The organism is Mariniblastus fucicola (assembly GCF_008087665.1).
GTDB lineage: Bacteria > Planctomycetota > Planctomycetia > Pirellulales > Pirellulaceae > Mariniblastus > Mariniblastus fucicola.
Genome location: NZ_CP042912.1, coordinates 4,828,350 through 4,849,787, shown reverse-complemented (window position 1 = coordinate 4,849,787; position 21,438 = coordinate 4,828,350). Strand labels below are relative to the sequence as shown.

The following is a 21,438-nucleotide window of genomic DNA, read 5'->3' as shown; positions in this document are numbered from 1 at the left end:
CGCGATCGCCCCGGTGACTTTGGTGATGCAATAAGTCATAGTGGCTCGACTTTGATGTAACGCTTTGCGAGGAAAACCAAAACCATGTCTTTAAAGATTTCCATTAGCGGCGCCGCCGGACGAATGGGGCAGCGACTGATCGCTTGCGCGGCTGCCGACGAGGACCTGACCGTTGTCGATGCAATTGACCGATCTGAGCATCCGTCTGTGGGATCCGATGCCGGACTGGTCGCCGGTTCTGGAGAATCCGGAGTCAATATCGGATCTGAGTACTGTGGCGAATCCGAAGCCGTGATCGATTTCTCAACGCCTGATGGAGCAAAGCTGGCAATCGAATATTGCGTGGCGAACAAATGTCCGTTGGTGATGGCCACGACGGGGTTGGAAGAAAATGACATCGCCGCGATCAAGTCTGCTGCTGAAACGATTCCAGTCGTTTGGGCCCCGAGTATGAGCCTGGCCGTAAACTTGATGATGAAAGTCACCGAGTTTGTTGGCACGGCATTGAAGGATCTGGACGGCGGCGTCGATGTCGAAGTCATCGAGCGTCACCACCGATTCAAAGTCGACTCTCCAAGTGGCACGGCGCTCAAGTTTGGCCAAATCGTTGGCGACGCAATGGGGTTGACTCACCAACAACATGGTCGCGAAGGAGTCATCGGGCAAAGACCTCGCAATGAGATCGGCTACCACGCGATTCGCGCAGGAGACGATCCCGGCCAGCACACGATCCTGTTCGGCATGTTGGGCGAGAAGATCGAATTACACGTCGCTGCATCGAACCGCGATTGCTATGCGCTCGGCGCTTTGGCTGCCGCGAAATTCGTCGCAAAAAAAACTGCCGGACTGTACAACATGTTCGACGTGCTGGGCCTGTCTGATGGCCAAGTGTGACGAAGGTTACCTGTGCAGCGTCTGCGGCGAAGACGTCGCGGAAATTACCGACAGCGATCTCTATTTGCGATACGTGATCGGGTTGCTTGATCCCGAATTGCTCCACGCCACGCCGGAACGTCACATCCGCTGCAATCCCCTGTTGGCTCAGTTCATTGTCGATGCGTCATTTGAGCCGGTGGTCGTTGAAGGTGAATTTTCGAAGGCAGAACTGGATCCCGACTACGTGGCGCAGCGCGAATCCCTGGTGACTCGCGGCTGGAAACGACTCGCCGAAATCAAAGCCCTGGGCGAAGTGTCGGTCCTGGAAATACCCTTGCCAGAAGTTATCGAAAAAATGGCGTAGGAAAGCAGTTTGTTGGCCGTCTGCATTCACCTTTCTCAAGCAAACTACGGCATGCGTCACACGGTTTGATGCTGTCGCTACTCGACTTTCATGTCGTACATGAAATAGGGCATTCGTTTCATGCCCAGGTTTTCGTACGCTGCCTGCGCTTTTTCGTTTTCCGTTTCAACGTAGAGCCGCACGTACATTGCGTTCTCCTTTTTCGCCAGCTCGACCACTTTGTGAAACATCTGGCTGAACAGGCCTTTGCCGCGGTTCGCTGGTTTTACGAACACGGACTGGATGTACCACATGTTGCAGTTCCGCCAGTCTGACCATTCGTAAGTGATCATCAGACTTCCGACGACTTCACTGTCGACATCGGCGACCAAATAGAATCCCTTTTGCGTGTCGGCGAATACAGACTTTACCGCCGTGAGAACTTCATCGGGGCAAAGAGTTTTGTTTTCCGTTTCCAGGGCCATCGCGATCTGAAAATCGGCAATCGATTCAGCGTCTTCGGCGGTAGCGAAGCGAATGGGATCGTACATCGATTTTTTGCTCAGGTAGATTCAGGAAATTGATGCACGCCGTTGTCACCAAGCGGCAGGTCTTTGACCCAGTCGACATTTTTGGGGTTGAGCGACGCGTAGAGGTGCGGGAAAAGTGCTCCGCCGCGCGACGGTTCCCATTTTAACGAATCGCCTAGCGTCTCCGGATTCACGGCGACCAGCAATAAGTCAGCTTCGCCTGCAAAATGTTTAGCCGCGGTTTCGGCAGCTTGTTCGGCCGTTGAAAAATGAATGTAGCCGTCCTGAAGATCGATAGCGGCACCGGCAAAAGTCCCTTCGGCTTCCGCTGCGGCCCATTGTTCACGATGAATTATTTTAAAAATGTGCATGTATCCAATCGTAGCGGGGCTTGAGTGCGGTTGGTATGCCTTGCCGCAGAATAATCTGTCGCTGAAGCTTCAATCCTCAGTTTTTTGCTGACATTCTTTACGGTTGGTGCCTTGGTTGTAGGCCTCATCCTCGAAATGAATCCTTGACCAGAAACAATCCAATCACGATACTAATACAACGCAGGGGTGTCCAAAGTTGTAGTTGGTTTCAGACTCGTAATCCTGGTCTGTGACAGGCTGACCTACTTTTAAGTGGACTGAGAGTTTTGGCTGAGATGCCGAACAACCCTTTGAACCTGATACGGATAATACCGGCGAAGGGAGCGAGAGGCTGTTTCTTCTTTTATGAACAAGCCGCTCTTTCTTTCAGCGTCGTTTTTCCCCGTTGTTACCCCGGTAGTTACCATTAGGGAAAATAATGAACGCACCCAAGCAACCGACTCCAGAAGTTAACGGAAAGCAACGCGGCGACTATACAGGCCAGTTCACCGAAGAGATCGACAACGCGGAAGAGATTCGAGCGATCGAGAACGATCCGACTCAGTTCCCGAACTCGACTCGAATCTATGTTCAGGGCGAGATTCATCCTGACATAAAAGTTCCCTTGCGAGAGATTCGACTCTCGGACACGGAGCATCCCAACGGCAACGTTGAGAAAAACGATCCAATCCGAGTCTACGACTGCGCGGGGCCGTGGGGCGATCCGGACTTTCAGGGCGACGTGACCAAAGGTTTGCCGGCGATGCGGCTTCAATGGATCCTCGATCGCGGCGACGTCGAAGAATACTTGGGTCGCGACGTGAAGCCGGAAGACAACGGCTATCTCTCCAAAGCGCACGCTGAAAAATACAACTCGCTCAAAGATGGAAAGAACAGGCTCAAGGAATATCCTGGATTGAAGCGAAAACCTTTGCGTGCCAAGTCAAGCCAGGACAAAGGTGCCGATTGGCATCCAGTCACGCAAAAATGGTATGCCGATCAGGGAATCATTACGCCCGAAATGGAATACATTGCGATCCGCGAAAACCTCGGACGAAAAGAAGAATTCGAGACCATTGCAGACAGGTATCCGAACCTTAAAGATCTGCCACCGGAGGCGTCTGATCGCATTCGTCAGCTTTGCACGACTCCTGAAGGTTACGAAATGCCTCGGCCGTCGGAGATCAATCCTGACAAACAGGTGCCTCGAAACCGCATGGAGCACCAGCATCCCGGTCAGACGTTTGGAGCGATGACTCCTGCTTTCATTACGGCAGAATTTGTGCGTTCAGAAGTAGCTCGCGGCCGCGCGATCATTCCGCTGAACATTAATCATCCGGAATGCGAGCCGATGATTATCGGGCGGAACTTTCTTGTAAAGATCAACGCCAATATTGGGAACTCGGCGGTAACTTCGACCATTGATGAAGAAGTCGAAAAGATGCGTTGGGCCACCAAGTGGGGTGCCGACACCGTGATGGATCTTTCTACTGGCAAGAACATTCACGCGACCCGAGAATGGATCGTCCGCAACAGCCCTGTGCCAATTGGAACCGTCCCGATCTATCAAGCGTTGGAAAAAACCGGCGGACGGATCGAAGCGCTGACATGGGAACTGTTCCGCGATACGCTGATCGAACAGGCGGAACAAGGCGTAGATTATTTTACAATTCACGCTGCCGTTTTGAGAGCATTCGTTCCTCACACGGCGAACCGGATGACCGGCATCGTTTCTCGCGGCGGTTCGATTTTGGCAAAGTGGTGCATTCATCACGAGAAAGAAAACTTTCTCTACGAGCACTGGGACGAGATCTGCGATATTTGCGCAGCTTACGACGTCAGCTTTTCAATCGGCGATGGCTTGCGTCCAGGCTCGATTGCCGACGCGAACGATTACGCTCAGTTGGCCGAACTCGAAGTCCAGGGCGATCTAACCAAACGGGCTTGGGCGAAAGGTTGCCAAGTCATGAATGAAGGGCCGGGCCACGTGCCGATGCACCTTATTCAGGAGAACATGCAGAAGCAAATCGAGTGGTGTCACGAAGCACCGTTCTACACGCTTGGTCCGCTAACGACGGATATTGCTCCAGGCTACGATCACTTCACGTCAGGAATCGGCGCGGCTCAAATTGGATGGTACGGCTGTGCGATGCTTTGCTATGTCACGCCAAAGGAGCATCTGGGACTTCCCAATCGTGACGACGTTCGAGAAGGCGTTATCACTTACAAGATCGCGGCTCACGCGGCAGACCTCGCCAAGGGACATCCGGCGGCGCAGATTCGCGACAACGCAATTTCCAAAGCCCGTTTCGAGTTTCGGTGGCGTGATCAGTTTGCTCTCGGACTCGATCCAGCCCGAGCGATCGAATACCACGATGAAACGCTTCCAGCTGAAGGTGCCAAAACCGCACACTTTTGTTCCATGTGTGGCCCGACGTTCTGTAGCATGAAAATCTCCGAGGACATTCGCCAGTTGGCGAACGAAGAGTCGGGGCAAAGCAGTCTCGTGTCGCTCAATGGATCTGAGAAAGAATGACACAGCGTCGGTGATTGCGACGCGGGTTGACTTCAACTCGCGTCGACGGCGAGGCATCGAGCGTGCATGACTCAACCGCTGTCCGACAAATTTATAGTGCGGAGCATGCGGCTATCCCAACGGCAAAGGCAATGCGCCGACCAGTCGTTCAGCCGCAGCGTCGCATGGTCTGCGACTCTGCATCGCCTTTCCGGTGGACTGCTTCGTAACCTATGCCACAGAACGGACGTGTTGTGGTCGAAATGCACATCGTTCGAAGCTTAAAAGCTTTCCCTTACTGAAGGTTTTCCTGCTATTATGTCGTGATCGAAAGGGACACTCACCGCGACAAGTTAGTGTGCGTGCGGTCCTGCGTTCTTACAAATCAAAATCATATTTCTAAGTGGGGAAATCCATGAGTTTTGCTCAGCATTCTTTCGGCAAGTTGAGCCGATGGGGCTTCGCGGCCATTTTATCGCTTTGCGCAATTAGCGCGTTATCTGGTCTCGCAACAGTGGCGGTTGCGGACGATACATTGACCATTGGGGACAAAGCTCCGAAGCTTGATATTGAGCACTGGCTTAGTGATCGCGACGGTGAATTTTCTGGCTTCACTGGTTTTGAAGCAGACAAAGTTTACATTGTCGAGTTCTGGGCAACATGGTGTGGCCCATGCATCTCATCGATGCCTCATATTGTTGAGACTCAAGACGAATACGCTGATAAAGGTGTCCAGGTCATCAGCGTTAGCAAAGAGAAGCTTGAAACGGTTGAAAAGTTTCTCAAGAAAAACGTAGGCGGCGATAAAGAGAAGACCTATGCCGAACTAACCAGTGCATACTGCCTGACCACAGACCCGGATGGTTCGGTCTCAAAAGACTACATGACAGCCGCTGGCCAAGGCGGTATTCCAACAGCATTCATCGTCGGCAAGACAGGCGAAATCGAGTGGATCGGTCACCCGATGAGAATGGACAAGCCGCTTGAAGAAATCGTTGAAGACAAGTGGGATCGCGAGTCGTTCGCGAAGGAATTCTCTGTTCAGCAAAAGGCTGATTTGATGATGGCTTCGATCGGCAAGCTCTTGCGAGCGGACAAACCAGAGGAAGCATTGAAGAAGATCGATACCTATCTGGAAGAGAATTCTGAAACTGCTGACGCTCGCACAATTGCGCGTATGAAAGGAATGCGAATCTCTGCTGCGATGGCGGCTGGTGGCGAAGAATCAATCGCAGCGTATAAAGAATTGATTGAGTCAGCCGGTGACGAACCGCGCATGATCAATCGGCTCACGGGGCGAGTCGTTAGTCAGCACAAAGCAGGTGAGAAATTCGAGGAAGAGCTTCTAAAGACGGCTTGCGAAGCGGCAGCACGAAGCGTTGAACTTACGGAGAAAGATGGCAAAGACGAAGCCATTGCATCAGCACTGAGCACTCACGCAAACCTTCTGTACATTTGCAACAAGCTTGAAGATGCGATCGCAGTACAGAAGAAAGCAGTTGCTCTTGCGACCAAAGAATCGTTCAAGAAGTTCCTCGAAAAACTGGAAAAGGAACTGAGCGAGAGCAAAGGCTAGATCCGTCCTCTGTCACTCTTGCGAACAATTTCACTTGAGCCGACTGCTTTTGTCAGTCGGCTCTTTTTTTACGTATTGAGAAATGGATACAATGTCGCTTGCCTCATTGCAATATCGCAAACCACGTCGGTTTGCAATTTCTGTGCATGGTCTCCCGCCAACTCGTGGCGTTTAAACATCTTGCTCCAAACCAAAATTCAAGGTTTTTATGAATTCCTGGCATCTCGCAATCCAGAGCTTCAAGCACTACCTGCCGGTCAACCTCGCGATCGCGCTCGGCGTCGCCGCCGCCACCGCGGTGTTGACGGGAGCACTGCTCGTTGGCGACAGTATGCGAACGAGTCTGCGTGACCTGACGCTGGACCGGCTTGGTGAAACAGACGACTTGCTGATTTCGCGTGGGTTCTTCGACCAGTCATCCATGCGACCTGACAACAATCAGGAACTTGCCGCGTTTTGGGATCAGTCTGTCCCGGCAATTCTGTTCAACAACGGAACCGTGGAAACGCAAGATTCCTCCCAGTCCGGCATTCAGCGTGCGGCCAACGTCAACGTTTTCGGTGTCCCGAACGAGTTCTGGCAACTCGACACCAGCGGCATTTCGGTCAACGAACTTTCGGGCGACACCGCAATCATCAATCGGGCTCTCGCCGACCAATTGGGTATCGCTGATAGCGAGTCCGCGAGTCCTGTCACCTTGCGGATCCCGAAACCGACTCAGCTTCCTGCCGAAAGTGCGTTAGGGGCGAAGCGTGATCTGATCGAAAGCCTGGTCGGAATCGAAGTCGTTCAGATTTTGCCCAATGAAGGTCTCGCAGGTTTTAGTATGCACCAAAGCCAGCTGGATAGTCCGAACATTTTCGTGCCCGTTCAAATGCTCCAGGATTCGCTCTCACGCAGTGCACTGCGGCACAAGTCGAGTTCGGAGCAAGTCAACGTTTCTTTCCTTGGCCGCACTGACGCCAATCGTGCAGCCGCTGCAGACTTTCAGAACGTTCTGCGTGAGCTTCCACGGACACTGGAAGACGAAGGCATATCTCTCAAACGCGTCACGCAGACTTTCGAAAGCGACGGACAATCTGCAACCGTGTTTGACTATTGGACATTGTCTTCTGAGCAACTGGTGCTTCTGCCGGCGGTCGTGTCGGCGATCGAAGAAACTTTTCCAGGCGCCAAACCGGTTTTCACTTATCTCGCCAACGATATTCGCAAATCAGATTCGGAATCCGGCATTCCGTTTTCAATGATCGCAGCAATCGACATCGATGACGCGTTTCCATTGCGTGATGTCGACGGACAGCGAATTCAGCCTCCAAGTGAAGACGAGATCGTAATCAACGAATGGGCAGCCAACGATATCGACGTTGATGTCGGAGACAGCCTCACGATTGCCTGGTTCGATCCCGAAACGACCCACGGCAAACAGACAAAACAGGAAGCGACATTGGTTGTCTCCGCAATCGCGGCATTGACTGAACCGTATGAAGCTTTCGAAGTTCGCCGTCGCGGCGAAGTTGTTCCGGCGAAGTTCGACACGGCCCCGACGCTTGCCAACGATCCCAATCTGACTCCGGAAGTCCCCGGCGTGACGGACGCTGAATCGATCGAGAACTGGGACTTGCCATTTGAAACGGCCAGCAAACTTCGTCCTTCTGACGATACGTATTGGGAGAATCATCGCACGACGCCGAAAGCGTTTGTGTCGTTCGCCACCGGACAGAAGCTTTGGAGTAGCCGTTTTGGAGACGTGACCTCCTATCGCATTCCGGCGAAAACGGAACGATCCGAGATTCAAACTCGGCTGCTGTCTGCGATCGCGGAAACGAAAGGAGCGTCCGGATTCGAACTGATTACGCTGCGGCAAAACGCGTTGACAGCTTCATCCGGCTCGACCCCTTTTGACGTACTTTTTCTCGCGCTCAGCATGTTCGTAATCGCGTCCGGGCTGATTCTCGTGTCGCTGCTGTTTCGATTGACACTGCAGTCCCGAGCTTCCGAAGTCGGATTATTACAGGCCGTTGGACTGCCGGCAAAACGTGTTTCGGGCATCTGGATACGTGAAATGCTGCTGGTTTGCATACTGGGAGCTGTGCTCGGGATCCTGATCGGAATTGGTTATGCCGCGGCCATGATTTGGGGGCTGAAGACCTGGTGGGTTGGCGCCATTTCCAAACCGATCATCGACTTGCACATCGGACCGGTAAGCATTTTGATCGGATTCGTCAGCGGAATTTTGATTTGTGTCGGAACGATCTTTTGGGCCTTGCGTTCGCTGCGTCGGCAAAGCGTTCGCGGCATGTTGGCTGGTCGGATTGACGAGTCTGCGAGTTTGCCGAACAGAAAGTCGAAAAAATGGATGCCTGTTGCAATCGTCAGCATGCTGGTTCTCGCTGTCATCCTTTCTGTATTGGCGATTAACCTCAGCGGCGACGCGCAAGCCGGTTCGTTTATGGGCAGTGGGTTTTGTGTTTTGGCCGCGATGCTGATGTTCGTTTACTCGATGCTGGAACGCGATGGCGAATCCAATTCGGCAACCGATCTGCAGCAGTTGGCTCTGATGAGTCTGAGGCGGAATCCACTGCGAAGTACGCTGACCATTGGCCTGGTCGCCGTTGCCAGTTTCCTGATCGCCGCCGTCAGTTCCTTTCGGCTGACTCCAACCGAACAGGGAACAGCCGGATTCGATTACGTGGCTCAGTCGAGCCAGCCGCTGTTTTCAAACCTGAGTTCAGCCGACGGGCAAACTGAATTGCTTGACGCGACTCTTCCGCCTTCGACGCGCGTCTTCGGATTTCGATTCAAACCGGGAGAGGACGCCAGTTGCAACAATCTCTATCAATCTACCCAGCCACGCGTGCTCGGCGCGACACAGGATTTCATTGACAGCTTCAACGCAGAAGTTCCAGCGTTCGCATGGGGAGGATCGGTGGCTGAATCGGATGCTGAATCCGCAAACCCGTGGACGATGTTGAATCGCAGCTACGACGATGGAGCCATTCCAGTCATTATTGACAAGAACACCGCGAACTACAGTTTGAAGATTTTTGCTCCTGGCGGTGACTATGTGGTGCACTTTGATACCGGCGAAACCGTTACGTTTCGAGTCGTCGGATTTCTCAGCAACACAATTCTTCAAGGCAGTCTGTTGGTTTCCGAAGACAGCTTTGTCCGAGCCTTTCCATACCTTGGGGGCTCGCGATACTTCTTGATTGACAGCGAGAACGAAACGGATTCAGCGCAAGCCGTCGCTGTTCTCGAACAGCAACTGGGCGACGAAGGGTTTGATGCCCGGTCCGCGCCGCGATTGTTGGCGAATTTCATGTCGGTGCAGAATACTTACCTCAGCACGTTTCAATCGCTGGGAGCCCTCGGTTTGTTGCTGGGCACATTCGGCCTCGCCGCGGTCCAAATTCGCAACGTTTTGGAACGCAAACGAGAACTCGGGTTGATGCGAGCCGTAGGTTTCGGGAAAGGACGCCTGGCCGGGATGATTTTGATTGAGAACGGATGGCTGTTGGGGACTGGATTGGTCGTCGGAATCCTCGCCGCGTTATGCGGTACCCTGCCCCATTACCTTTTTGGTGATGCTTCGGTTCCGTGGGTTGCACTCGGGGGAATCTTCATCGCGATTTTCGCTATCGGAATCGTCGCCAGCCTCCTTGCAACACGAATCTTGTCGCAAATGAATCTGCTGGATTCGCTCAAAGCTTAGGCAGTCTGGGCAGTATTGGCTTAAATTCGCGATTGCTGCGAACCCGTCCGAAATCCACTTGTCCAAACCGTAGCCGTTGGATTAAAATTCCTTCATGCGACAAGCCGGCTTGGCGGAATTGGCAGACGCGCTTGATTCAAAATCAAGTTCCCTTTGGGAGTGGAGGTTCAAGTCCTCTAGCCGGTACTTTGAGGTGAAAACCTCGTAAAAACGCGGATGATTCAGCTTTCTGATTACCTGCCCAAGTGTGGCAGAGTAGCCCGTTTCCAAACCAGCAAATCCGGTAGTCTACCGGATTTGCTCTAAACGGGAGCTGAATCGTCATGCGTGGAGCATCAAAAACGCCGCCGAAATATCGGAAGCATAGAAAGACGGGACAAGCCGTCGTCACTCTTTCAGGCAAGGATTTCTACCTTGGCCTTCACGGTTCAAAGGCCAGTAAACAGCAATACGACATGCTCGTTGCTCAATGGCTTGCCAATGGCCGGCTGCTACCAAAGTCGGAATCGAAGCGAGCTATCACCGTCTCCGACCTGATGGCGGCATACTGGAAGTTCGCGAAGGGCTTCTACGTGAAGAACGGCAAGCCGACTGGCGAAATTCCGCCGTTGAAGTCGGCTGTCCGAACGTTTCGTAAGGCCTACGGAACCAAGCCAGTCGATGAAGTTGGGCCGTTGCTGTTGATTGCCTACCAAAACATGTTGGTAAAGGACGGGCTTTGCAGAAAGTATGTGAATCAGCAGACTGGCCGAATCAAGCGTGCGTTTAAATGGGGCGTCTCACGGGAACTTGTCCCGGTTGGAGTTCATCAGGCACTCGCTACCGTGTCGTGGTTGCGGAAGGGGAAGACGTCGGCTACGGAGTATGCACCTGTTGAAGCAGTTCCCGATGACGTCGTGAACGCAACGCTCGCGCATGTGCCGTACGAGACGACGCGAGCAATGATTCGGTTTCAGCGTCTCGTTGGCTGCCGTCCTGGCGAGCTATTCATTTTACGGTCAATGGACATCGATCGCACCGGCGGCGGTCACGATGGCGTCTGGCTCTATCGCCCTGAGTCGCACAAGACGGAGCATCATGGGCAGGGTCGCGTCGTGGTCATCGGCCCTGAGGCTCAGAAAGTGCTGTCGCCATTCCTTCCGCCCCACCGCGAAGAATCGGAGCTTTGCTTTCAACGCCGTAGTGGGAAACCGTTTGCGCGGTTGCACTACAGCCAAGCGATTCATCGAGCTTGCCGCAAAGCTTTTCCACCACCGGAAGGAACAGTAGGCGAAGCGTTGAAGCGATGGGAGAAGGAGCATCACTGGACGCCAAACCAGTTGCGGCATGCCACCGCAACGACTGTACGGCGTGAACATGGACTGGAAGCGGCTCAAGTTGTTGCCGGTCATGCGAACGCAAGAACAACGGAAATTTACGCCGAACGCGACATCGCAAAGGCAGCCCAAGTAATGGCAAAGATCGGCTGAGTTTCGTACAACATACAAATCGAACGCCGGTGCTGGGTAGCTCCCACAACGCCGATCGTCGCGAAGGTTACACCCGTTTCCGTCGTGTCGATCGGCAGCCGGTTTCTACGAATGAAACGGGTATCTGAATGGATTTGCATGAAATTTCGTTGGCAAGCTGTGAACAATTGGTTGATAGAATCGAAGCAATTTTCAGTGTGCCATTAGTCGTAAAACGGAATCCAAATCTCGTGCTTGAGCTAAAGCACTTGTTTTCCGAATTGAGCAGCAGCCATAGCGCTAATGACGATACAAGCACGTTTTTTGCAGCGACGGCTGACGAACTTATGAGCGGGTTTATCAACGACTGCTTTGATGAGCAATCGCAAGGTGAATCCTCCTACATCTCTTTTGCGGCAGTTCGAGATCAATGGCGCGAGTGGGACTTCAACCGCGATACTGGTTTGATTGGGGGCGCGGTAGAGATGCCCGATGCGGCGAGAAAGCCACTTGAATCAATCGCCGAATATAAGTCTCAAGATATCCAAGACAAATTCCATCTTTCGCCGAAACAGATTCGGGATTGGTCAAAACGGGATGACAAACCGTTCATTTATAGATCCAAAGGAAACTTCTATTGGGTTGACTTGGCCGCGCCCGAGCTGCGGGGATTAAAAAAGAAGTGACCGCAACTGACATTAAGTGACATTGCTCATTTGAGGCGTCAATAAGGCTATTCAAAGCCGGTGACTCAAACGAATACTACAGCAACAAGACAGAACTTTTTAAGGATTGTTGCCGTGATCAATTTGTTAGCAGAGACACCCGTCCCAATTTCCAAAGTCCCTGCATGGGTTTCCGAACACTGCGGATTCCAGCCGAATCGAAGCACCGTGTTTCGGTGGACAACGCGAGGCTCCGGCGGGCGCATTCTATCCACGATAAAAGTTGGCGGGCGGCGCGTAACAACCGTCGAAGCTTTGCTGGCGTTCTTTGAGTCGGACGGCCCAGCAGCTCAGTGCGTGAGCCAATCAGCAAGCGATACCGAAGCGTATCTGGAATCCGAAGGGATCTAAACGCATCGCGGCATGCCCGCCGAAACGGTCTGGAAGTGAAGTACTTCGGACGGCAAGGCTATGTCCTTGGAAAGACAATCATCGACTTCATTTTGGCGAATGGTTGATCGAGCCGATAGACGCGATTTTGGGTGGCGACTTCAAATAATCCGAAACCGCAACACAAAAAGCCGCCCGACATCTGGCGAAGCGTCGGGACGGCTTAGGAATTTGACATGAAAAGTATACCAAACAACGAACACGAAGCAAGAAAAGTTGAACTTGAAGCGGCGTATAAAAAGGGTCGACGCTTCAAGGATCAACCGCCCGGTAGAGCCTCTCGACCTGCCAAATCGATCGAGACGCCAGAATTTCTTCGGCTTCCGATCGAGCCAGCGAGGAACCGAAAGGTCGCGCGCGGCGTCCTGAAAATTTATTACCCAAGCGACACAAATTTTCGGCCGATCCAAGGGCACCCGGAATACGAATCGACTCGTTGCCAACTTGTGGTGCGATGCCCGATCTGTGATCGAAAGCATCGTCATTCTTGGGATTCAAGACACGATCACACGCACGTTGAATCTCGCGTTAGTGATTGCGGTCGCGGCAGTAGAAACTACTGGATTAGCGTCGACCCAAAAAAGCGCCACTGCGTCAAACCGGGGCGGATGGTTGTTAGGCCTACGCAACCGATAAACCAGACGGAAATCGGGGTGAATCAATGAATTGGTTCACCGATCAAATTAGCGGCGATCGGCGCCCTTCCGATGAAGTGAGCGATTCAATTAGCATTTACATTGAGCAATACGCCGCCCGTTTGTTCCCGCTGAAACGTCGCCAACACATCGGCGATAAGAAGGCAAAAACCCCATTGCTTAAAGGCTGGCAAACGACCGACCACGACGTCGACACGTTGAGGCTATACCGCGAACAGCAACACGGCATCGGGTGGGCGCTTGGGCCGTGCGACCTTGTCATCGACGTGGACGTGCCGACGAAGGAACGTCCCAACAAACAGGGCATGGAATCACTCGCGAAGCTTAACGCGTTGTTGCCCCAGCCGTTGGAGGACATCGCGCCGTGCGTTGAATCGCCGACCGGCGGGCGGCAATACTACCTGACAGTGCCGGAAGGGTTGAAGTTCAAAAACGTTATCGAAGGCTTTCCCGACATCGACATCAAATCGCACGGCGGGTTGGTCGTGATTGCTGGTTCGGCTCATTGGCAAGGCGGGAAGTATCGGTTCAGCGACTTTACGCAAATGTTCGGCTACGAACGCCCCCAAGCCCCGGCGGCGCTCTTAAACCTAATTCGCAAGGAAGAACGCAAGACCGCCACCAAGTCGACAGCGGACAAGCTGACGGGCGTCGAATTGGCCGACTTGCTCAAGCCGCTATCGGCGTGCGAATTCAACACGCATGAAGAATGGTTCAAGTTGTTCGCCGGATCGCATCACGCGACGGGCGGAAGTGGCGAAGGGCTCGAAGCGTTCATCCAGTGGTCGACGTCCGACCCGGCGTATGCCAGGCACGGCGACGCCATCGCGGAACGTTGGAAGTCGTTCGACGCCAACGACGACACGGGGTTGACCGTGGCGACGATCCACCGCGAACGCATGAACCGGGGCGTTGTGGACTTGCCAGAGCCGGTCGACCCTGACGAACTATTCGATTGCGAAGACGAAGAAATTAAGAACTGCATGACCAAAGACAATTCCAATGTAGCCACTAAAGAAATCGATACGACCACCAAGAAACGCGTCAGAACTGCTGTCGGAATCAACAAGCAGGCTGGCAGAACTGACAACGCAAACGCAAGGCGATTCGTTGACGAATTCGGTGACGATCTTCGCTTCGTTGTAAGTTGGGGAAAATGGATTTATTGGAGCGGCAAGCGATGGAAAATTGACGCCTCAAACGCCGGAACCAACGCGTTGGTGCGACGTTACGCCGAACAATTATGGGAACGAACAAAGGAGATGCGAAAGAGTGACGACCCTGCGGGGACGTTACGATTTGTTAAAAGCTCAAACTCAGCATCGTCGATAATCGCCATTCGGACGCTGTCGCAGAGTGACAAACGCGTCACGATTGATCACAAAAGCCTCGACTCGGAAGACTTGCTTTTCAACTGCCTCAATGGAACGTTCGATTTGCAGAACTGCGAGCTTCGTGACTCGCAACGCGAAGATTTGATTACGCAAATTTCCGGCGTCTCCTTTGACGCGTCGGCTCAATGCCCGTTGTGGCGAGAGTCGTTGAAGCTAATTTTCGACGGCGATGAAGAATTGATTCGGTACGTTCAAGTGCTGTTCGGTTACACGCTCTCAGGGACGCGTGACGAACACATTTTGCCAATTTGCTATGGCGGGGGAAGCAACGGCAAATCGACTGTCTGGAACACTATTCACGACATCATGGGGGATTACGCCGAAATTGGTAACGCCGATTTGCTGATGGTGAGCCGAAACCAACATCCGACTGGGCTTGCTGACTTGTTCGCGAAGCGGTTCGTTCCAATCTCGGAACCGGGCAAAGGCTGCCAGCTGATGGAAAGTCGGGTCAAAGAATGGACCGGCGATGCGGTCGGGAAGGCGCGACGGATGCGTGAAGACTTTTGGGAGTTCAGGCAGACGCACACGTTTTGGTTGTCGACAAATCACAAGCCGAAGATTAGCGGAGACGACGAAGGGATTTGGCGACGCGTGAAGCTCATCCCATTCGAAGTCGATCTTCGCGAGAAGCTTGGCGGCAACGTGGACAAGCAGTTCAAAGAGAAGCTCAAAGCGGAGTATTCGGGCATTCTCAATTGGGCGATCGAAGGGTGGCAGATGTACCAAAAGAATGGACTCGATACCTATGAGCCGGAACGCGTGAAACAAGCCACGAGTGAGTATCGAAACAACGAAGACGAGATCGCCAATTTCGTGTCTGACAAGCTCGACAGCACTGACCCGGAAGGCATGATTCCTGTTAGTGATGCGTACGCTTTGTACAAACAGTGGAACGGCAAAATGGTCCAGTCTGAATTCCGAAATTCGATGGAACTGACCTACAAACGTACCAAATGCCGTGCATTGCCGTATCGCAACCGGTCCGTGTTTGTCGGCTTGAAGCTCCACGAGTGCGACAAAACATCGGTTTTTTAGGGCTCAAAAGTGTTTGGTCCGGATGGTCTGGACCATTGCAGTTAAGTGCTTACACGAGAGCGTATATGGCGTTTAACCCAAATGGTCCAGACCCGGTGGACCATCGCCGGTTTAGGTCCAGATGGTCCGACGAAACGATGGGACGTTTAGGTCCAGATGGTCCAGTTTAATCGACGAAGCGTTTAGGTTCCCTGAATGGGGGCGGGACGCATCACGGAGCGAAGCTCCCACCGACTAACATTTTTCCAAAAATTGCGTTTTTTAGCTCTCCCCCTTTGGTTACCAAAATGAAATCGACCCAATTCAAATTCAATCAATCCGACATGGCTCAGATTCTGGGGAAGCCATCAATTTGGCTTCGTGATAATCCAGCACCCCGCATGGATTGTGGAGCCTACGACGCAGCAATCGTGATCCCGTGGTTCTTGGCGAAGCTTGACCCTGACAACAGCGCGCAACAACGGGCCGAAGAAATCGCTTTGCTCAAATCTCGAATCCGAAAAGTTGAATTGGCGAACGACTCGATTCAACGCTCAGCGGTTTCGGTGGTTCAAGTCGTCGAATTACGGCGTTACATCATCGATCGCTTGACAGGCGTTCTGGAGCGTTTCAAAAAAATTGAATCGTTGCCCGGCATTGAGTTCCAAAAGATGGTGAATAACGAACTCAGAGAGATCGACGCGGAATTGTCAGCTGAGGGAACCGGTCAATGAGTACTCGCTTCAACGTTTCAATTGCAAAAGCAGCCCAGTTGATTGGGAAACCAAAAACGTGGTTCAAGCAGATGGGGCTCGCCGCGTCTGACAAGACAAGAAAATGTGACTTGCGTGAACTGGTGAAGCACTGCTTACGCGAGATCGACGAGGATTCGACTGCGGAGCAACTGAAGCAGTTAAAGCTGGAATACATCGTAGCGAGGCGCCAGCTTAATGACGCGAAGAACGATCAGCAGGCCGGCGCCTCGGTGCCGATCGCTGAGCTAAAAGCAGCAATGATGGCATCGGCAGCACCGATGCGAGAAATGGGGACAACGCTTGGCTTGGCAAGCTCGCTCCGCGGCAGAGACGCTGCGGCTTTATTGAACGATGCATTAACCAAGTTTGAACAGATTCAAGAAAATTTCTTTCAAAGAGAAGTGAAGTGAAGCAATGACAGCGAAAATCAAATTCACTTTGGACGACGACGAAGTTCAAAGAAAACTGGCCGAAGAACGTAAGCTTGTTGAAGCGAACGAGAAGTCAATCAAAGGCGTCGTCGACGCAACGTTGAAGCTCGAAAAGACGCAGCTACGCCAAGCCAAAAACGTACTTCGCAACCAGCGTTCACAAAAGCAGATTCTACGCGAACGCATCAAGGCGCTGCGAACGTTGGGGCAAACCGACGCCGAATCGGCGAAGATGGCACGCGACGGTATTCGCAAACTGGTGGCGACGGAACGTGAACGGCTCGCCAATCTTGCGGAAGTGAAACGGACTTCGACCGACGCTTACAAAGCCGAACAAGCGGAAATCAAAAAGGGCGTCGCCGAATCGAAACGACTGGTTGCTGCAACGCAGTCGCTCGCGGATAAACATCGCGAACTTCGGGCCGCACTGAAAGCTGCATTTGATAGCGGGAAGATCGGCGCGAAAGACTACAAACAATCGTTGCACGCGCTCGACGCAGAACAAAAGAACGTTCGCGACGGGAACCCGTTCGGCTCGAAAGCCTTGGCGTCGGTTGCGTCCTACGCGGCGGGCGTGTTGTCGGTTACGTCGGCAGTGTCGGCGGTTCGCAGGGCTTATCAAGAGTTTCGCGAAGAACAGAAAAAGGGACGCGACCAAACGGTTAGCTTGCGAGAATCGCGAACGTCGCTACTTCAAGTTTCTGACGAAACGAACTTCCAAAGCCGTTCGCAACGCGTTGACGAAGCCGCCGTAAAGTACGCGACGGAGCGAAGCAAAGTCGGGCAAGTTTTGTTCGACGCGATTTCCAACGAAGTCGAAAAAGACTTCGAAACGATCCTACGCGCCGACCGCGTCATTCCCGCAAACATTGGTTCCAAACTCGTTGGCGAATTCCGCAAGGTGTTCGCGAAGGAAAACCTAACCGCGAATCAGGCGTTGAACTTGGGACTTGCTGCGTCGGGAACGTCGAAGTTTAACGTTCAGGAAATCCAGCCGCAAATTCGAACCGCCGCGCAGGGTTCGGCGTTACTTCCCGGCGTCAAAGCCGCCGACGTCGCGTCGTTCGTTTCTGTTCTGGGTGCGCAATTTGGCGACCGTACCGGAACGTACGTTCGGACCTTGCAAGCGAACTTGGGCGCGGAACTGATCAACCAGCGAAACGCGTTGGGCGAAGCAAAGACGCCACAAGACCGGGCGGCAGTTCAGAAGAACATCGATACGTTGTCGCAATCGTTGCCTCAAATCGTCCAGTCGCTGTCAACAGCCGATAACAAGGAACTTCGCGAAAAGATTACCGGAGGGAACAAAGAAGTCCTCACAGCGTTCACCGTGGCGACGCAGCGGCTAGGCAACATTAACAAAGTGAACCGCACAATCGTAAGCGAAACGCGAAAAGCGGGCACCGATGACAGTTTGATTTCGCGGCGACTGAACGCGTACTTTTCCGTTGATCGAAGTGCGGCCGACTTCAAAGCGACGTCGGATCGAATCGCACGCGAGATTGCCGCCGAGAATGCTTACAGCACTGGCGAATCGCGTCGCGCGTCTGCACGCGACCGAGTCGAAGCGGAAGCGACCAAGGGTGGTGCCGGACCGTTGGGGCGGTTCGCGGTGAATCGATTGGTTGGCGCTGTCGAAGTCGCGAAAGACTTCGACGTTTCCGGGTTGGGGGCCGCCGCGGCGAACACGTTCGCGGGTGGTGGCGTTGGGTCGGCGTTCCAAATCCTGACCAATGAGCAACGACAAACCGGGCAGCAAACCGCAACGATGGTTGCCGAAGTGAAAAAGCAAACCGGCGCGATTCAGCAACAAAGCAAAAGCACAGCGGCGACGACTCGCGCCCTTGAAAGCCTCGCCCGCCGACCTGTTACGGAAGCGATTGAGTGAAGCAGCAACAAAGATTGGAACGAAATGATTAGTGGTAATATGACTGACGTGATGCCGCACCATTGGCGGAATGAGCTTTCCGAGATTGAGAAGCTAACGCTTTGCGAACTGGCGATCGACGCTTCTGGCGTTTCAAAATCGCCCGCATGGTTAAAGCATCAAACGGATTTGTTCCTCGGTGGTAAGGCTGATAGCACTATTGACTCGGAAGCTGTCGCCGCTCACATGGCCCGCATTGTTCTGCGAGGAATGCAAAGCAAAGAGCCTAGCGACAATTGAAAGTATGACGTTTGGTTTGTGGGCATTTGACAAGCGAGGGCTAAATAACCGATGATTGCAATCTCTAAAAGTTTGACATCTAAAAGTTTTGACGCTGCCAAATCAGGAAGCGTCTCGCATCGGGTATGGATTACCGGTAACGGCTCCGCGCTGTCATACGCGTTAGAGTGGCCGATGCGAGACGCTTCTGATTTGCCGATCCAATTCGGCAGAAAGGCACTCGCATGATTGCCGACGCGAATTCTGCAAACGATTCCCGCATCGCTTCAGCCAAACAGCCAGACGCATCTCTTGGCTTTATTCCGGCGACTGGTTTCATTACCGGTGACCGACTCGCGGCGGAACTTAGATTGAAGCACCCTCGCGCACTGCAAGACGCTCTTGCCAAATCTGATATTGAATATGTCACTCTGGTCGGTAAGAGGCTCTACCGCTGCGATGATCTCAACGCGTTGTTTTTGGGGGGGCGCAATGAGAAGGCTGCGGCGGGAACGTGGCAATCGCGCAACCTACCGTGGTTCGTGCGGACACGGTTTGTGCTGATTTGAGACAAAGCCAAAACGGCTGAGACATCACAATCGTTAAGTGCTGCGTAGCCAACTTTCTGGTTTCCTGTCTTACTTTTTGGAAGATTCTTTGCCTTGCCCCTTATCTCAAACAGCCTTTCCTGCGCTTCGCAGGGCAGGTTTAAGGGCTTTTTAAGGTACCGCTTTAGATATCCGGGTTTGCCGCCGATAGAGCGTTCTGGGCCATTTCCGGGCTCTCTGTGCCAAATTTTACCGGCGGTACTGTGTAAAGACAGACACGCGTTCGAGGAGGCATTTAGGCAACTTGTTGCTTCGTATCTGTCTGTCAATAATCAACTGACTAATGTAACTGAACCGTGCTGTCTGCGTTTTGTCTCAATCTTGTTGACCATTCGCGCCCTGATTTCCCCTGCGTGCTATTTTTTAATAGTGCCAATAGTTTGACTCCCTCCTTGTTTAGACAGCAAGGTAAATACCAAATTATGAACGAACCTGACGAATCAAAAAAATCCGAGATTGAGTTTCACTTTCTCAAGAGCAATCAGTTTCGTTCAATTCATTGCGACGGGATTTTTGGCGGAGTTGGAGGAGATGGAAATCTTCATCTAACGGTCTACTCCGAGCGTTCCGCAATCCCAAAATTATTAGTGATGGAGACACAGGACGGCGTGTTAACTAAAGAATTGCGACGTGAAGGAAAGACGGGCGTGATTAGAGATGTCGAGGCTAACTTGGTTTTAGGCTTGGATACCGCGGTCGAACTTTCCAAATGGCTACAGGAACGGCTTGAAGCAGCAGCAAAAGACGGCTTAATCGAAAGAAACGAGGACCTCAATGAATAGGCGCGCAACTGGACGGCGACCGAATTCTTACAATGCTTGTCGCCCACGAGTATATTTTGGCAATGCACCTGAGTTGATCCAGCCGAATGGGTTGAATTCTTCTCCGGAACCGGCAGTGTTGCTCGAGGGTCAAGAAGATCTTCAAGCTAAGGTTGCTGCATTGGAGGCTTACGCATCTGAACAGAAATTCGATTTTACTGACGCGGACTTGTCAGTTTTAGATTTTGAAAAGATTGGTCCTTTTGATGGCGAAGTTTCAGACGAACTGATTGAGCAACTTGTAGAGGAAGACATTGTCACCGACTGAAAATTGCCCTGCTTGGAACGCGAGCGATGGCTTCGATAAGTGCGTGCCGAAACTTGTTGTGGTTTATCGATCTGCTATCGATACTGCCAAGTCGAAAATGATCGAACTCGGCGATGTCAAGGAATGGCACGGTGAAGTTTTTGATGGTCTCCCTCCCGCGGGATATGAGTACTACGCTGGAAATTTTCGACAGATTGACTTGAATCGTCCATGCCTTGATTATCCAGTCGGAGTTGCCGGGATACAAGGTTCGCTCCCGCGAGAAGTCTTAGGTGATACTGAAGCCCTTTTCTCAAATACAAGGGCAAACGCGTTGAGCGTTGAAATTAAGTGGCCCACCTTAGAACCGAAGCAAAGGGCCTATCATTTAGCAGTAGTCATTGGAGAGCTAGTCGGGAGATTTATTCAGATCCACCCGTTTCGTGATGGCAATGGACGAATGTCAAGAATGCTCTGGGCAGTCGCGTTAGCGAGGTTTGGCGTGAGTCCGCAATGTCGCATTCACCCAAGTCCCAACAGAGATGCCCCCAAGACTGCTTACGGCGATCTAATGGCTGCTTGCATGAAGGGCAACTTTCTTCCATTGCAGATGCAAATTCTAAGATATTTGATCGTAAAACGCCCCACCGTCGGCTAATTCAATCCGGCTGTCTTGACGTCGCGCCCAGGCTAACCGGACCCATCCGGAGCTGAGGTTGAATCTTATCGCCAAGGCCAACAAGCCACAGGCAACAGGGCAAGCAACCAATAGCTAACGCTTTCAGGGCTCTTGTCGCGTCCAACGTGGCCAAAGGCATGACAGGGGCTCAGCAGTCATTGCAGCCAACAAGGCACGTCCTGAGCTACGCGCGTCGTTTGTGGCTCAAGCTGACGGCAA

The 21,438-nt window shown here is 52.6% G+C and carries 19 protein-coding genes, 1 tRNA gene and 1 riboswitch; of the genes, 18 read left to right on the top strand and 2 right to left on the bottom strand.

Annotated elements, in window-relative coordinates; translation table 11 throughout:
• Positions 1–84: 84 nt before the first annotated feature.
• Both dapB and MFFC18_RS17980 read left to right on the top strand, forming a co-directional pair.
• Positions 85–894, top strand: coding sequence for a 4-hydroxy-tetrahydrodipicolinate reductase (dapB, locus tag MFFC18_RS17985; RefSeq protein WP_075082974.1), 810 nt, complete (start codon positions 85–87; stop codon positions 892–894).
• Positions 881–1,240: a hypothetical protein gene (locus MFFC18_RS17980; RefSeq protein ID WP_075082975.1), complete on the top strand. Its 360-nt coding sequence runs from the start codon at positions 881–883 to the stop codon at positions 1,238–1,240. The genes dapB and MFFC18_RS17980 overlap by 14 nt, the downstream gene beginning before the upstream one ends.
• A 77-nt stretch (positions 1,241–1,317) precedes the next feature.
• On the opposite strand, the gene MFFC18_RS17975 is transcribed toward MFFC18_RS17980, so the two are convergent.
• A complete protein-coding gene (locus MFFC18_RS17975; RefSeq protein WP_075082976.1) occupies positions 1,318–1,770 on the bottom strand; it encodes a GNAT family N-acetyltransferase in 453 nt (150 codons plus the stop codon).
• Between the two features lie 11 nt (positions 1,771–1,781).
• The gene (locus MFFC18_RS17970; protein WP_075082977.1) at positions 1,782–2,120 is read right to left on the bottom strand and encodes a DUF952 domain-containing protein; all 339 of its coding nucleotides are present in this window, start codon (positions 2,118–2,120) and stop codon (positions 1,782–1,784) included.
• 172 nt (positions 2,121–2,292) lie between these two features.
• Positions 2,293–2,460: riboswitch (TPP riboswitch) on the top strand.
• Positions 2,461–2,538: 78 nt separating this feature from the next.
• On the opposite strand from MFFC18_RS17970, the gene thiC reads away from it, so the two are divergent.
• The 16 genes from thiC (at position 2,539) to MFFC18_RS17890 (ending at position 21,198) form a co-directional block, all read left to right on the top strand.
• Entirely contained in the window at positions 2,539–4,635 is a 2,097-nt protein-coding gene (thiC, locus tag MFFC18_RS17965; RefSeq protein WP_084416883.1) for a phosphomethylpyrimidine synthase ThiC, read from the top strand.
• Between the two features lie 493 nt (positions 4,636–5,128).
• Positions 5,129–6,190, top strand: coding sequence for a peroxiredoxin family protein (locus tag MFFC18_RS17960; RefSeq protein WP_157665065.1), 1,062 nt, complete (start codon positions 5,129–5,131; stop codon positions 6,188–6,190).
• A 208-nt stretch (positions 6,191–6,398) separates the two neighbouring features.
• Positions 6,399–9,902, top strand: coding sequence for an ABC transporter permease (locus MFFC18_RS17955; RefSeq protein WP_075082978.1), 3,504 nt, complete (start codon positions 6,399–6,401; stop codon positions 9,900–9,902).
• 103 nt (positions 9,903–10,005) lie between these two features.
• A tRNA-Leu gene (locus MFFC18_RS17950) sits at positions 10,006–10,088 on the top strand.
• 137 nt (positions 10,089–10,225) lie between these two features.
• Positions 10,226–11,371: a tyrosine-type recombinase/integrase gene (locus MFFC18_RS17945; RefSeq protein WP_075082979.1), complete on the top strand. Its 1,146-nt coding sequence runs from the start codon at positions 10,226–10,228 to the stop codon at positions 11,369–11,371.
• Between the two features lie 128 nt (positions 11,372–11,499).
• Entirely contained in the window at positions 11,500–12,036 is a 537-nt protein-coding gene (locus tag MFFC18_RS17940; protein ID WP_075082980.1) for a hypothetical protein, read from the top strand.
• Positions 12,037–12,150: 114 nt separating this feature from the next.
• Positions 12,151–12,426, top strand: coding sequence for a DUF1580 domain-containing protein (locus tag MFFC18_RS17935; RefSeq protein ID WP_075082981.1), 276 nt, complete (start codon positions 12,151–12,153; stop codon positions 12,424–12,426).
• 700 nt (positions 12,427–13,126) lie between these two features.
• The gene (locus MFFC18_RS17930) at positions 13,127–15,553 is read left to right on the top strand and encodes a phage/plasmid primase, P4 family (RefSeq protein ID WP_075082983.1); all 2,427 of its coding nucleotides are present in this window, start codon (positions 13,127–13,129) and stop codon (positions 15,551–15,553) included.
• A 287-nt stretch (positions 15,554–15,840) separates the two neighbouring features.
• Entirely contained in the window at positions 15,841–16,266 is a 426-nt protein-coding gene (locus tag MFFC18_RS17925) for a hypothetical protein (protein WP_075082984.1), read from the top strand.
• Positions 16,267–16,376: 110 nt separating this feature from the next.
• A complete protein-coding gene (locus MFFC18_RS17920; RefSeq protein ID WP_148618966.1) occupies positions 16,377–16,697 on the top strand; it encodes a hypothetical protein in 321 nt (106 codons plus the stop codon).
• A 4-nt stretch (positions 16,698–16,701) separates the two neighbouring features.
• Complete coding sequence (locus tag MFFC18_RS17915; protein WP_075082986.1) at positions 16,702–18,606, top strand: hypothetical protein; 1,905 nt, start codon at positions 16,702–16,704, stop codon at positions 18,604–18,606.
• 24 nt (positions 18,607–18,630) lie between these two features.
• Positions 18,631–18,885: a hypothetical protein gene (locus tag MFFC18_RS17910; RefSeq protein WP_148618965.1), complete on the top strand. Its 255-nt coding sequence runs from the start codon at positions 18,631–18,633 to the stop codon at positions 18,883–18,885.
• A 224-nt stretch (positions 18,886–19,109) separates the two neighbouring features.
• Positions 19,110–19,433, top strand: coding sequence for a hypothetical protein (locus MFFC18_RS17905; protein WP_075082988.1), 324 nt, complete (start codon positions 19,110–19,112; stop codon positions 19,431–19,433).
• Between the two features lie 461 nt (positions 19,434–19,894).
• On the top strand, positions 19,895–20,254 hold the full coding sequence (locus MFFC18_RS17900; RefSeq protein ID WP_075082989.1) for a hypothetical protein: 360 nt from the start codon (positions 19,895–19,897) through the stop codon (positions 20,252–20,254).
• The gene (locus tag MFFC18_RS17895) at positions 20,247–20,561 is read left to right on the top strand and encodes a hypothetical protein (protein ID WP_148618964.1); all 315 of its coding nucleotides are present in this window, start codon (positions 20,247–20,249) and stop codon (positions 20,559–20,561) included. The genes MFFC18_RS17900 and MFFC18_RS17895 overlap by 8 nt, the downstream gene beginning before the upstream one ends.
• The gene (locus MFFC18_RS17890) at positions 20,548–21,198 is read left to right on the top strand and encodes a Fic family protein (protein WP_075082991.1); all 651 of its coding nucleotides are present in this window, start codon (positions 20,548–20,550) and stop codon (positions 21,196–21,198) included. The genes MFFC18_RS17895 and MFFC18_RS17890 overlap by 14 nt, the downstream gene beginning before the upstream one ends.
• The last annotated feature ends 240 nt before the right edge of the window (positions 21,199–21,438 follow it).